The 13,879-nt window shown below is 60.2% G+C and carries 12 protein-coding genes; 11 read left to right on the top strand and 1 reads right to left on the bottom strand.

Translation table 11 applies throughout. The annotated features are described in order from the left end of the window. Positions 1–180 precede the first annotated feature (180 nt). Both AC1Q6Y_RS11315 and AC1Q6Y_RS11310 read left to right on the top strand, forming a co-directional pair. Complete coding sequence (locus AC1Q6Y_RS11315) at positions 181–435, top strand: hypothetical protein (protein ID WP_007975531.1); 255 nt, start codon at positions 181–183, stop codon at positions 433–435. Between the two features lie 30 nt (positions 436–465). Then, a complete protein-coding gene (locus AC1Q6Y_RS11310; RefSeq protein WP_057712393.1) occupies positions 466–1,035 on the top strand; it encodes a lipocalin family protein in 570 nt (189 codons plus the stop codon). A 114-nt stretch (positions 1,036–1,149) separates the two neighbouring features. Here AC1Q6Y_RS11310 and AC1Q6Y_RS11305 read toward each other — a convergent pair whose 3' ends face one another. Further along, the gene (locus tag AC1Q6Y_RS11305) at positions 1,150–2,514 is read right to left on the bottom strand and encodes a formimidoylglutamate deiminase (protein ID WP_057712392.1); all 1,365 of its coding nucleotides are present in this window, start codon (positions 2,512–2,514) and stop codon (positions 1,150–1,152) included. Positions 2,515–2,660: 146 nt separating this feature from the next. On the opposite strand from AC1Q6Y_RS11305, the gene hutC reads away from it, so the two are divergent. The 9 genes from hutC to hutH (AC1Q6Y_RS11260) all read left to right on the top strand — a co-directional run bounded on the left by hutC (position 2,661) and on the right by hutH (AC1Q6Y_RS11260) (position 13,856). Continuing rightward, entirely contained in the window at positions 2,661–3,371 is a 711-nt protein-coding gene (gene hutC, locus AC1Q6Y_RS11300) for a histidine utilization transcriptional repressor HutC (RefSeq protein WP_173677901.1), read from the top strand. After that, a complete protein-coding gene (locus AC1Q6Y_RS11295) occupies positions 3,368–3,937 on the top strand; it encodes a HutD/Ves family protein (protein ID WP_057712391.1) in 570 nt (189 codons plus the stop codon). Before hutC ends, AC1Q6Y_RS11295 begins: the two co-directional genes overlap by 4 nt. 496 nt (positions 3,938–4,433) lie before the next feature. Further along, positions 4,434–6,116: a urocanate hydratase gene (gene hutU / locus AC1Q6Y_RS11290; RefSeq protein ID WP_057712390.1), complete on the top strand. Its 1,683-nt coding sequence runs from the start codon at positions 4,434–4,436 to the stop codon at positions 6,114–6,116. A gap of 157 nt (positions 6,117–6,273) precedes the next feature. Next, on the top strand, positions 6,274–7,743 hold the full coding sequence (locus tag AC1Q6Y_RS11285; protein ID WP_057712389.1) for a purine-cytosine permease family protein: 1,470 nt from the start codon (positions 6,274–6,276) through the stop codon (positions 7,741–7,743). A 69-nt stretch (positions 7,744–7,812) separates the two neighbouring features. Further along, on the top strand, positions 7,813–8,781 hold the full coding sequence (locus AC1Q6Y_RS11280; protein ID WP_057712388.1) for an ABC transporter substrate-binding protein: 969 nt from the start codon (positions 7,813–7,815) through the stop codon (positions 8,779–8,781). Positions 8,782–8,851: 70 nt separating this feature from the next. Continuing rightward, positions 8,852–9,703 carry an ABC transporter permease gene (locus AC1Q6Y_RS11275; protein WP_057712387.1) on the top strand — a complete coding sequence of 284 codons (852 nt, stop codon included), beginning with the start codon at positions 8,852–8,854 and terminating at the stop codon, positions 9,701–9,703. Continuing rightward, positions 9,700–10,530, top strand: a complete 831-nt coding sequence (locus tag AC1Q6Y_RS11270) for a quaternary amine ABC transporter ATP-binding protein (protein WP_052961897.1) — start codon at positions 9,700–9,702, stop codon at positions 10,528–10,530. The genes AC1Q6Y_RS11275 and AC1Q6Y_RS11270 overlap by 4 nt, the downstream gene beginning before the upstream one ends. A gap of 150 nt (positions 10,531–10,680) precedes the next feature. Continuing rightward, positions 10,681–12,204, top strand: a complete 1,524-nt coding sequence (gene hutH, locus AC1Q6Y_RS11265; protein WP_090452628.1) for a histidine ammonia-lyase — start codon at positions 10,681–10,683, stop codon at positions 12,202–12,204. Between the two features lie 119 nt (positions 12,205–12,323). Continuing rightward, on the top strand, positions 12,324–13,856 hold the full coding sequence (gene hutH, locus AC1Q6Y_RS11260; protein WP_492624572.1) for a histidine ammonia-lyase: 1,533 nt from the start codon (positions 12,324–12,326) through the stop codon (positions 13,854–13,856). The last annotated feature ends 23 nt before the right edge of the window (positions 13,857–13,879 follow it).

Raw genomic sequence — 13,879 nt, 5'->3', positions numbered from 1 at the left:
AGGCGAATTCTCTGAAAAACGACGAAATGCCCGGTAAACAGGCAAAGTGGCTGATTTTCGGCAAAAGGTAGACGAGTGGCCCGATAAATAGCCTGCCGGGCAGGGAACCTGACAGGGGTTTTCTCTTCTAAGCTTCAGCTTGGCAGCCATGCCAATCCCCTACGCCCCCGGAGTTTCACCATGTCGTTGCGTTCCATCGCCCTGCTTTCATTCTGCGTATTGCTCGCTGCCTGCAGCAAGGTCAATCAGGAAAACTACTCGAAGCTCTCCGCCGGCATGGCCAAGGCCGATGTGGAGACCCTGTTGGGCAAACCCGCCGATTGTTCAGGCGCGCTCGGCATGTCCAGCTGCACCTGGGGCGACAAGAACAGCTTTATCAGCGTGCAGTTCGCCGGTGACAAAGTGCTGATGTTTTCCGGCCAAGGCCTGAAGTAAACCGGGGCGATCGCCCACGGGAGAAAAATAATGAAGCGGTTATTGATCATCCTTTTTGCCGGCCTGGTGTTGGCCGGCTGTGCCACGTCTGGCCAGGACCCATTGGCCCCCAAGACGGTCAATAGCGTCAACCTCAAGCGCTACCAGGGCACCTGGTACGAGCTGGCTCGTATGCCGATGTACTTCCAGCGCGACTGCGCGCAGTCCGAAGCCCATTACACGCTCAAGCCCGACGGCAACCTCGCAGTGCTGAACCGCTGCCTGACGGCGCAGTGGCAATGGGAAGAGGTCAAGGGCACGGCTTATCCACAGGTGCCCGGCAAGAGCGACAAGCTGTGGGTCGAGTTCGATACCTGGTTTTCCAGGCTGATTCCGGGTTCGGCGAAGGGCGAATACTGGGTGCTGTACGTCAGCGATGACTACAAGACCGCCATCGTCGGTGACCCGAGCCGCAAGTATCTGTGGCTGTTGTCGCGCACGCCGACCGTGAATGGTGTGGTGCGTGAGGAGTTGCTGAGCAAGGCACGTCAGCAGGGGTACGACACCACGCGGCTGATCTGGCGGGCCTCGGAAAAGCAGATGGCCGAGACGTCCAACTGATTACAGATAACACTGTGGGAGCGAGCCTGCTCGCGATAGCGGACTGTCAGACAACATCAATGTTGAATCTGATGGCCCTATCGCGAGCAAGCTCACTCCCACAGTTGTTTTGTGTCAGCCCAGGAGTTCGCGCAGGACTTGAGTGAAGGCGCGATTGCTTTCTTCCTCATCAGCATGCCGTCCATCCCGCACAACCCACTGGCCGTTCACCAACACGTCCCGCACCTGACGATCGCCACCGGCAAACAGCCAGCGATTAAGAATCCCGTCGCCATTGGCTGTCGCCAGATACGGATCGTTGCCGTCCAGCACCAGCCAATCCGCGCGCTTGCCGACTTCCAGGGCGCCAATCGGCTGACCCAGCGCCTGGGCACCACCATCCAGCGCGGCATCAAACAGCGTGCGGCCGACCATTGGCTGATCTGCGCCGTACAAACGATTACGCCGCTGATCACGCAGACGCTGGCCGTATTCCAGCCAGCGCAATTCTTCCACCACGCTCAATGACACGTGACTGTCGGAACCGATACCCATGCGGCCGCCCTGGGCGAGGAAATCCACCGCCGGGAAAATCCCGTCGCCAAGGTTGGCTTCGGTGGTCAGGCACAGGCCGGCGATGGCGCGGCTCCTGGCCATCGACGTGACTTCTTCCGGGTTGGCGTGGGTCGCGTGGACCAGGCACCAGCGCTGGTCGACTTCGACGTTTTCGTACAGCCATTGCAGCGGACGACGACCGCTCCAGGTCAGGCAGTCGTCGACTTCTTTCTGCTGCTCGGCAATGTGGATGTGCACCGGGCATTGTTTGTCGCTGGCGGCCAGCACTTCGCTGATCTGTTGCGGCGTGACCGCTCGCAGCGAGTGGAAACACAGGCCCAGGGCCTGCGCCGGCTGCTGCGCCAGGAGCGGTTGCAGGCGCGATTGCAGCTTGAGGTAATTTTCGGTGCTGTTGATGAAGCGACGCTGACCTTCGTTCGGAGTCTGGCCGCCGAAACCGGAGTGGCTGTAGAGCACCGGCAGCAGGGTCAGACCGATACCCGCGGAACCTGCAGCCTGGCTGATACGCAGGGCCAGCTCGGCCGGGTCCGCGTAAGGCTGGCCACTGATGTCATGGTGTACGTAATGAAATTCCGCCACCGATGTGTAACCGGCTTTGAGCATTTCGATGTACAGCTGACGGGCGATGACGCCGAGTTGTTCCGGGCTGATTTTTCCGACGAGGCGATACATCAGGTCGCGCCAGGTCCAGAAACTGTCGTTCGGATTTCCCGCCACTTCCGCCAGCCCGGCCATGGCCCGCTGGAAGGCGTGGGAGTGTAAATTCGGCATACCCGGCAGCAGCGGACCGCTTAGCCGTTCGGCGCCATCTGCGTTGGAATCGGCCTGGATATGGGTCAAAACGCCGTCGGCGCTGACCTCAAGACGTACATTGTTGGCCCATCCACTAGGCAGCAGCGCGCGTTCGGCAAAGAAGGCGGACATGGTTCAGCACCCCATCGTGTGTTATTTGTATATACATATACAGACGTTTGCCTGCCCGGTAAACTCCGGCAAGCTAGCAATCTCTTTTCAACGAACAAGGATTAACCGTGCCGACTCCGCCTCCAGTCTCTCCGTTGGCCGCGAACATGGGCGACAGTCCGGCGCCCTTGTACGCCCGCGTCAAACAAATGATCACCCAGCAAATCGACAGTGGAAACTGGCCGCCGCACTACCGCGTGCCGTCGGAAAGCGAGCTGGTCAGCCAGTTGGGCTTCAGCCGCATGACCATCAACCGCGCCCTGCGCGAGATGACCGCCGATGGCCTGCTGGTGCGCATGCAAGGCGTCGGCACGTTCGTCGCCGAGCCGAAAAGCCAGTCTGCCTTGTTCGAAGTGCACAACATCGCCGATGAAATCGCCTCTCGCGGTCATCGCCACACCTGCAAGGTCATCACCCTTGAAGAAGAGGCCGCCGGCTCCGAGCGCGCCCTGGCCCTGGACATGCGCGAAGGGCAGAAGGTGTTCCACTCGCTGATCGTGCATTTCGAAAACGATATTCCGGTGCAAATCGAAGACCGTTTCGTCAATGCGCTGGTGGCGCCGGACTACCTCAAGCAGGACTTCACCCTGCAAACGCCCTACGCCTACCTGAACCAGGTCGCGCCGCTGACCGAAGGCGAGCACGTGGTCGAGGCGATCCTGGCCGAGTCGTCCGAATGCAAATTGCTGCAGATTGAAAAAGGCGAGCCGTGCCTGCTGATCCGTCGCCGCACCTGGTCCGGCCGTCAGCCGGTTACCGCCGCTCGCTTGATCCACCCCGGTTCCCGTCATCGTCTGGAAGGTCGGTTCCATAAATGAATCAGTTAAAGGTTTTACGCGCCAAAGATTACCCGCGCATGCCGTGGAAAAACGGCGGTGGCAGCACCGAAGAAATCACCCGCGATGCCGGCACCGGTCTGGATGGCTTTGGCTGGCGCCTGTCGATTGCCGACATTGGCGAGTCGGGCGGGTTTTCCACCTTCGCCGGTTACGAGCGAGTGATCACTGTTTTGCAGGGCGACGGCATGAGCCTGACGGTGGATGGCCAGGATACTCGGCCACTGTTACCGCTGGACCCATTTGCCTTCAGCGGTGAAAGCAAGGTTTCCTGCACATTGCTCGGCGGTGCGATTCGCGATTTCAACCTCATTTACGCACCGCTGCGTTACGCCGCGCGGTTGCAGTGGTTGTCGGGCGAGCAGCGGTTTTTCAGTGAGGCGGGGACTGTGCTGGTCTTCAGTATCAGCGATGCGCTTGAAGTGAAGGTCGGTACCAGCGCTTCGCAACTGGGTCGCCATGATTGCCTGCAACTGGTCGGTAACACCGGATTGCTGGAAGTCTCCAGCAATGGCGCCTGCTGCGTGATCGAACTCGTCGCACGCTGATACACCATCCCTGTAGGAGCGAGCTCGCTCGCGGATAACCCAAATTCGCCGCTGGGCATCTGGTTCTACGCGTTATCCTTCACGACCATCGCGAGCAAGCTCGGCTCCTGCAGGGGCCATGTTTGCACGCGATGTTGTGCTACCCCTCAGACCGTTTCCGTCCGCGCACCAACTTGTTACCGAATGCCCCAGCGTGGCGCAAAACCACGCTCAAGTAACAATCCGCTTATCCTCCAAAAAATCCCCTCGAAAAATTTCATCTACGCCAAAACCCTTGTTCCAAGGGCTCTCCAGCTGTTTCCGAACTTTTCTTGAATGCTCATCCAACAAGTTGGCCGCTTGATTGCATATGCTTGTATGTACAAGTAAAGACGTATGCGTATGAGTCACGAAGACTCAACCATCGTCCACTGATTCGCCGGTGTGCACTGATGCCCATTGGCTTGCTCGCCCACTGCCTGGGTTGGTTTGGATTGATTGCTGAGGAGTTCTTTTCGTGACCGAGAATAAACGTACCAAGTTTCGCGACGTCGAAATCCGTGCCGCACGCGGTAACAAGCTGACCGCCAAGAGCTGGCTGACTGAAGCGCCGCTGCGCATGCTGATGAACAACCTCGACCCGGAAGTCGCCGAGAACCCTAAAGAACTGGTGGTTTACGGTGGTATCGGTCGCGCTGCACGTAACTGGGAATGCTACGACAAGATCGTCGAAAGCCTGACCAACCTGAACGACGACGAGACCCTGCTGGTGCAATCCGGCAAGCCGGTCGGCGTGTTCAAGACCCACAGCAACGCCCCGCGCGTGCTGATCGCCAACTCCAACCTGGTTCCTCACTGGGCGAGCTGGGAACACTTTAACGAACTGGACGCCAAAGGCCTGGCCATGTACGGCCAGATGACCGCCGGCAGCTGGATCTACATCGGCAGCCAGGGCATCGTCCAGGGCACCTACGAAACCTTCGTTGAAGCTGGTCGCCAGCACTACAACGACAACCTGACCGGCAAGTGGGTACTGACCGCTGGCCTGGGCGGCATGGGTGGTGCTCAGCCTCTGGCTGCAACCCTGGCTGGCGCTTGCTCGCTGAACATCGAATGCCAGCAGGTCAGCATCGATTTCCGTCTGAAAAGCCGCTACGTCGACGAGCAAGCCAAAGACCTCGACGACGCACTGGCCCGCATCGCCAAATACACCGCCGAAGGCAAAGCGATTTCCATCGCGCTGCTGGGCAACGCGGCTGAAATCCTGCCTGAACTGGTCAAGCGCGGCGTGCGCCCGGACATGGTCACCGACCAGACCAGCGCCCACGACCCGCTCAATGGCTACCTGCCAGCCGGCTGGACCTGGGACGAATACCGCGCTCGCGCCAAGACCGAACCTGCTGCCGTGATCAAAGCCGCCAAGCAATCGATGGCCGTGCACGTTAAAGCGATGCTCGACTTCCAGAAGCAAGGCATCCCGACCTTCGACTACGGCAACAACATCCGTCAGATGGCGCAAGAAGAAGGCGTGGAAAACGCATTCGACTTCCCGGGCTTCGTACCGGCCTACATCCGTCCGCTGTTCTGCCGTGGCATCGGCCCGTTCCGTTGGGCTGCACTGTCGGGCAACGCTGAAGACATCTACAAGACCGACGCCAAGGTCAAGGAACTGATCCCGGACGACGCCCACCTGCACAACTGGCTGGACATGGCCCGCGAGCGTATCAGCTTCCAGGGTCTACCGGCACGTATCTGCTGGGTTGGCCTGGGCCTGCGCGCCAAGCTGGGCCTGGCGTTCAACGAAATGGTCCGTAGCGGCGAGTTGTCCGCGCCAATCGTGATCGGCCGCGACCACCTGGACTCCGGTTCGGTATCGAGCCCGAACCGCGAAACCGAATCGATGCAGGACGGTTCCGACGCCGTTTCCGACTGGCCACTGCTCAACGCTCTGCTCAACACCGCGAGCGGCGCGACCTGGGTGTCCCTGCACCACGGCGGCGGCGTCGGCATGGGCTTCTCCCAGCATTCGGGCATGGTGATTGTCTGCGACGGTACTGACGAAGCGGCCGAGCGTATCGCTCGCGTGCTGCACAACGACCCGGCCACTGGCGTCATGCGTCACGCCGATGCCGGTTACCAGATCGCCATCGACTGCGCCAAGGAACAAGGGCTGAACCTGCCGATGATTACCGGCAAATAACGCTGTACGGCTTTATGTGGGAGCGAGCTTGCTCGCGATGAGGGCGACACATTCAACCTCTTCGTTGACTGAAAAACCGCTATCGCGAGCAAGCTCGCTCCCACAGAAGCCAACACCGACAACCGATATACCTATAACAATCCACAGAGGTTGAATCATGGCTGTTAACAGCGAACGTGCAGGCAACAAACCGTTGATCGAGAAGCGTTCGATCGACTACATCCCGGAAGCGGAAAGACACGGTCGTCTGTTTAGCCAGTTCACCCTGTGGATGGGTGCCAACCTGCAAATCACCGCGATTGTCACCGGCGCATTGGCCGTGGTGCTTGGCGGTGATGTGTTCTGGTCGTTGATCGGTCTGTTGATCGGCCAACTGCTCGGCGGTGGCGTAATGGCGCTGCATGCCGCGCAAGGCCCCAAGCTTGGCCTGCCGCAGATGATTTCCAGCCGGGTACAGTTCGGCGTGTACGGCGCGGCCATCCCGATCGTGCTGGTGTGCCTGATGTACCTGGGCTTCACCGCAACGGGAACCGTGTTATCCGGCCAGGCGCTGGGCCAGTTGTTTGGCGTCAGCGACAGCGTCGGTATCCTCATTTTTGCCAGTGTCATCGTGCTGGTCACGGTGCTCGGTTATCGGGTGATCCATTGGATCGGCCGAGTTGCCAGCGTCATCGGTGTGATTGCCTTCGTTTATCTGTTCTGGCGCCTGATGAGCCAGACCGACGTCGGCGCTCTCCTGCAAATCCGTCACTTCAGCTGGAGCAGCTTCCTGCTGGCGGTGTCGCTTGCGGCGTCCTGGCAGATCGCGTTCGGCCCTTACGTGGCTGACTACTCACGCTACCTGCCGAGCAATATTTCCTCGGTGAAAACCTTTTTCGCCGCAGGTGCGGGTTCGGTCATTGGCGCGCAGGTGGCGATGGTCCTCGGCGTGTTTGCTGCCGCTTCGGCCAACGGGCAATTCGCCGGTCACGAAGTGGCCTACATCGTTGGTCTGGGTGGTACCGGTGCCACCGCTGCGCTGCTGTACTTCAGCATCGCGTTCGGCAAGGTCACCATCTCCACGCTGAACTCCTACGGCAGCTTCATGTGCATTGCGACCATCATCAGCGGTTTCCGTGGTGACCTGAAGGTAACGCACTTGCAGCGCCTGGTCTTCGTGCTGGTCATAGTCGGTGCTGCGACCCTGATGGCGTTGCTCGGTCAGCACTCGTTCCTCGGTGCGTTCAAGTCTTTCATCCTGTTCTTGCTAGCGTTCTTTACCCCCTGGAGCGCGATCAATCTGGTGGACTACTACTGCATCACCCGCGAGCGCTATGACGTACCGGCTCTGGCCGATCCGAATGGTCGCTACGGTCGTTGGAACCTCCTCGGTATCAGCGTCTATGTGTTCGGTGTGCTGGTGCAGCTGCCGTTCATCTCCACTAAGTTCTATACCGGTCCGCTGGTGGCGGCCCTGGGTGATGTGGATATTTCCTGGGTCATCGGCCTGGTGCTTCCCGCCGCCCTGTATTACCTGTGTGCAAAAAAATGGCACGGCACAGTGCCTGATCGTTTGATCCTGCCGGTCGAGCAGGGCGCGATCACCGAACAAAAGCTGAATGTCGGTCGCGCTGCGGCGCAGGCCTGATTGGACGTGGACAGGGCTGGATGCCTCTTGACTGCCGTAAGCCAATTCATGATTAGGAGCGTCATAACAATGAAATCGAACAAGACCCTGCTGACCGCATTGCTATCCATGGGCCTGCTGGCCAGCGCTGGCGCCACTCAGGCGGCGGGTTGGTGCGAGTCGGGCAAACCGGTGAAGTTCGCCGGTTTGAACTGGGAAAGCGCCATGCTGCTGACCGACGTGATGCAAGTCGTGTTGGAGAAAGGCTACGACTGCAAGACCGACAGCCTGCCGGGCAACTCCATCACCATGGAAAACGCCCTGAGCAGCAACGACATTCAAGTGTTTGCCGAAGAGTGGGTCGGCCGCAGCGAAGTCTGGAACAAGGCCGAGAAGGCCGGCAAAGTCGTCGGTGTCGGCGCCCCGGTTGTTGGCGCGATCGAAGGCTGGTACGTGCCGCGCTACGTGATCGAAGGCGACGCCAAGCGTAAGCTGGAAGCCAAGGCTCCGGACCTGAAAAACATTGCTGACCTGGGCAAATACTCGGCGGTGTTCAAGGACGCCGAAGAGCCTTCCAAGGGCCGTTTCTACAACTGCCCGGCCGGCTGGACCTGTGAGCTGGACAACAGCGAAATGCTGAAAAGCTACGGCCTGGAAAGCACCTACACCAACTTCCGCCCAGGCACCGGCCCGGCGCTGGATGCCGCTGTGCTGTCGAGCTACAAGCGTGGCGAGCCGATCCTGTTCTACTACTGGTCGCCAACGCCTTTGATGGGCCAGATCGACGCGGTGAAACTCGAAGAGAAACCAGGCGTGAACAAGACAGTGACCATCAAGGTCGGCTTGTCCAAGACGTTCCACGACGAAGCGCCTGAACTGGTGGCCGTGCTGGAAAAGGTCAACGTGCCAATCGACCTGCTGAACCAGAACCTTGGGCGCATGACCAAAGAGCGGATCGAATCACCAAAACTGGCCAAGATCTTCCTGAAGGAACATCCTGAAGTCTGGCACGCATGGGTGAGCGAAGACGCAGCCAAGAAAATCGACGCGGCCTTGTAGGTTGGGCTTCTCCGGCTGTCGGCAACGGCAGTCGGACGCTTGATCGCAACCCCTTGATTGAGAGTCTCTTATGTTTCCCGAAAGCTTTACCTTTTCCATCGCCGACTGGGTCAACGGTTGGGTCGATTCGCTGGTTACCAACTACGGCGACGTTTTCCGCAGCATCTCCGACACCCTGCTGTGGGCCATCGTCAATCTTGAAGGCCTGCTGCGTGCTGCACCCTGGTGGCTGATGCTGGCGATCGTGGCCGGTGTGGCCTGGCACGCGACCCGCAAGGTCGTGACCACTGCCGTCATCGTTGGTTTGCTGTTCCTGGTGGGTGCGGTCGGCCTCTGGGACAAGCTGATGCAGACCCTGGCGCTGATGATGGTGGCGACGATCATTTCGGTGTTGATCGGCATTCCGCTGGGCATTCTCTCGGCGCGCAGCAACCGCCTGCGTTCGGTGCTGATGCCGTTGCTGGACATCATGCAGACCATGCCGAGCTTCGTGTACCTGATCCCGGTTCTGATGCTGTTTGGCCTGGGCAAGGTCCCAGCGATTTTCGCCACGGTGATCTACGCCGCACCACCGCTGATCCGTTTGACCGATCTGGGCATTCGCCAGGTCGACGGCGAAGTGATGGAAGCGATCAACGCCTTCGGTGCCAACCGCTGGCAGCAACTGTTCGGCGTGCAACTGCCACTGGCCCTGCCGAGCATCATGGCCGGGATCAACCAGACCACCATGATGGCCCTGTCGATGGTGGTGATCGCCTCGATGATCGGTGCCCGTGGCCTGGGTGAAGACGTGCTGGTAGGGATTCAGACCCTCAACGTCGGGCGTGGCCTTGAAGCCGGTCTGGCGATCGTGATTCTGGCTGTGGTGATCGACCGCATTACACAGGCGTACGGTCGCGCACGGCATGAGGTGAGCAAATGAACAACGCAACCGTGAGCAAGATCGAAGTCAAGAACGTCTTCAAGATTTTCGGCAACCGTTCCAAGGATGCGCTGGCCATGATCGGCCAGGGCAAGACCAAGGACCAGGTCCTGGCCGAAACCGGCTGCGTGGTCGGCGTGAACGACCTGTCGCTGAGCATCGGCAGCGGCGAGATCTTCGTGATCATGGGCCTGTCGGGCTCAGGCAAGTCGACCCTGGTGCGCCACTTCAACCGCCTGATCGACCCGACCAGCGGCGCGATCCTGGTGGACGGCGTGGACATCCTGCAATACGACATGGAAGCCCTGCGCGAATTTCGTCGGCGCAAGATCAGCATGGTGTTCCAGAGCTTTGGCCTGTTGCCGCACAAGAGCGTGCTGGACAACGTCGCCTACGGCCTGAAAATCCGTGGCGAAAGCAAAGCCATGTGCGCTGAGCGTGCGCTGCACTGGATCAACACCGTGGGCCTCAAGGGCTACGAAAACAAATACCCGCACCAGCTATCCGGCGGCATGCGTCAGCGTGTGGGCCTGGCCCGCGCCCTGGCGGCGGACACTGACATCATCCTGATGGACGAAGCGTTCAGCGCCCTCGACCCGCTGATCCGCGCGGAGATGCAGGACCAGTTGCTGGAACTGCAAAAGACCCTGCACAAGACCATCGTCTTCATCACCCACGACCTCGACGAGGCTGTGCGCATTGGCAACCGCATCGCGATTCTCAAGGACGGCCGCCTGATCCAGGTCGGCACGCCAAGAGAGATCCTGCATTCGCCGGCGGATGAGTATGTCGACCGTTTTGTGCAGCGTCGGGCGGCGGTGGTTTAAAAGGTTTGTGCCGGCTGTGCTGGCCCCATCGCGAGCAAGCTCGCTCCCACAGTGGATCCCCGGTGTTCACAAAACCTGTGGGAGCGAGCTTGCTCGCGATGAGGCCGGTAAAGATGCATCTATATTCAGGTTTGTACGCAGAGGTTGAAGATGTCCCAGGCTGAAAAAATCGTTATCACCGAGTCGCAGGTCAGTTGGCAGGATGTGGTCGCCGTTGCTCGTCATGGCGCACAGCTTGAACTGTCGGCACCGATCTGGGCGCGCATCGAAAACGCACAGGCCATCGTCCAGCGCATCGTCACCAGCGGCGAACGTGCCTACGGCATCAACACCGGCCTGGGCGCGCTGTGCAACGTCTCGCTGCAGGACGAACAACTCAGCCAGTTGTCGCGCAACACCTTGCTCAGCCACGCTTGCGGCGTGGGTGCACCGCTGACCGACGAGCAGACCCGCTCGATCATGTGCGCGGCCATCGTCAACTACAGCCACGGCAAATCCGGCCTGCACCGTCAGGTCGTCGAAGCGCTGCTGGCGTTGCTCAACCGGGGCATCACCCCGCAGGTGCCGTCCCAGGGTTCGGTGGGTTATCTGACTCACATGGCGCACATCGGCATCGCGCTGCTGGGCGTGGGCAATGTCAGCTATCGCGGGCAGATCGTTTCCGCGCAGCAAGCGCTGGCCGAAGAAGGTCTGCAACCAGTCAAGCTCGGTGCCAAGGACGGTTTGTGCCTGGTCAACGGTACGCCGTGCATGAGCGGCCTGAGCTGCCTGGCGATTGCCGATGCCACGCGCCTGCTGGAATGGGCCGACGTGATCGGCGCCATGAGCTTCGAAGCCCAGCGCGGGCAGATCGATGCGTTCGACGCGGAGATCATCGCGCTCAAGCCGCACCCGGGCATGCAACAGGTCGGGATCAACCTTCGGGCCTTGCTCGACGGCAGCGAAGTGATCGCCCAGAGCAAAGGCATTCGCACCCAGGATGCCCTGAGCATTCGCTCGATCCCGCAGGTGCACGGTGCTGCGCGCGATCAACTGGTGCACGCGATCAAACAGATCGAAACCGAGCTCAACGGCGCCACCGACAACCCGCTGGTGCTGGGCACCGCGGACAATTACCGCGTGGTGTCCCAGGCCAACCCTCATGGCCAGTCCGTGGCAATGGCGGCGGACCTGCTGGCGATCGCCATGGCGGAAATCGGCTCCATCGCCGAGCGTCGTCTGGACCGTTTGATCAACCCGCACGTCAGCGGCCTGCCGGCTTTCCTGGTGGCCAACCCGGGCGTGAACTCCGGGATGATGATCGTGCAATACGTGGCCGCTTCGCTGTGCGCGGAGAACCGTCAACTGGCGCAACCGGCAGTCCTCGACAATTACGTCACTTCCGGTCTTCAGGAAGATCACCTGAGCCTGGGCACCAACGCCGCGCTGAAGCTGCATCGCGCGCTGGAAAACTGCACGCAGATCCTCGCCATCGAGTATTTGCTGGCGGCCCAGGCGTTTGAATTCTTGAAGGAACAACGCTTTGGTGCGGGCACCGATACCGCTTGGCGTCTGCTGCGTGAGCGAGTTCCTGCCTACGACCAGGACCGCTGGCTTGCACCAGACATTGCCGCCGCTGCCAGTGTTCTGAAAGACCCTGTTTTGCTGCAAAAAACGTTACCGAATTTGAATTGATTTCCCTATAAAACCAGCGTGCCAAGGCGCCACCCCCTCAAAAAGGGGGAAGCGACGGACAACGGACATCTCCGGAGCGTCTGGTTAGTTAATAGCTAACTCTCAAAAGGAGCACAAAAATGACTGCGCTAAATCTGATTCCCGGCCAACTGACCCTCGCCCAACTGCGTGACGTCTATCAGCAGCCGGTGAAACTGACCCTCGACAACAGCGCCTCGGCCCAGATCGAAGCCAGCGTTGCCTGCGTGGAACAGATCCTCGCCGAGAACCGCACCGCCTACGGTATCAACACCGGTTTCGGTCTGCTGGCCTCGACCCGCATTGCCAGCGAAGACCTGGAAAACCTGCAGCGCTCGCTGGTGCTGTCCCACGCCGCCGGTGTCGGCCAGCCGATCAGCGATGAGCTGGTGCGTCTGATCATGGTGCTCAAGGTCAACAGCCTGAGCCGTGGTTTCTCTGGCATCCGTCGTGTGGTGATCGACGCGCTGATCGCCCTGATCAATGCCGAGGTTTACCCGCACATTCCATTGAAAGGCTCGGTCGGTGCTTCCGGTGACCTGGCGCCTCTGGCCCACATGTCGCTGGTGCTGCTGGGTGAAGGCAAGGCTCGCTACAAGGGCGAGTGGATGGAAGCCACCGAAGCACTGAAAGTTGCTGGTCTGACCCCGCTGACCCTCGCCGCGAAAGAAGGCCTGGCGCTGCTCAACGGCACTCAGGTGTCCACCGCATTTGCCCTGCGTGGCCTGTTCGAAGGTGAAGACCTGTTTGCTGGTGCCCTGGCACTGGGCGGCCTGACCGTTGAAGCGGTCCTGGGCTCGCGTTCGCCGTTCGACGCCCGTATCCATGCTGCCCGTGGCCAGAAAGGCCAGATCGACGCCGCCGCCGCTTATCGCGAACTGCTGGGCGAGCGCAGCGAAGTCTCCGACTCCCATGAAAACTGCGAGAAGGTACAAGACCCGTACTCCCTGCGTTGCCAGCCACAAGTCATGGGTGCCTGCCTGACCCAGTTCCGTCAAGCGGCCGAAGTATTGGCGATCGAATCCAACGCCGTTTCCGACAACCCGTTGGTTTTCGCCGCTGAAGGTGACGTGATCTCCGGTGGCAACTTCCACGCCGAGCCGGTGGCCATGGCCGCTGACAACATGGCATTGGCCATCGCTGAAATCGGTTCCCTGAGCGAGCGCCGTATCTCGCTGATGATGGACAAGCACATGTCGCAACTGCCGCCGTTCCTGGTGGCCAACGGCGGTGTGAACTCCGGCTTCATGATCGCCCAGGTGACCGCAGCGGCATTGGCCAGCGAGAACAAGGCGTTGTCCCATCCGCATTCGGTGGACAGCCTGCCGACTTCCGCCAACCAGGAAGACCACGTATCGATGGCTCCGGCGGCTGGCAAGCGCCTGTGGGAAATGGCCGAGAACACCCGTGGGATTCTCGCGGTGGAATGGCTGGCGGCAGCCCAGGGCCTGGACCTGCGCAATGGTCTGAAGACTTCGCCAAAACTGGAAAAAGCCCGTGCCATTCTGCGTAACGAAGTGCCGTTCTATGAGAAGGACCGCTTCTTTGCACCGGATATCAACGCTGCGAGCGAGTTGCTGGCTTCCCGTTGCCTGAACGAGCTGGTGTCGGCGAAGTTGCTGCCTAGCCTGTAATTGCCCCTTCGCGAGCAGGCTCG

The organism is Pseudomonas sp. GW823-FHT06E10, assembly GCF_058794995.1.
This window is presented reverse-complemented; position numbering and strand designations above follow the sequence as displayed.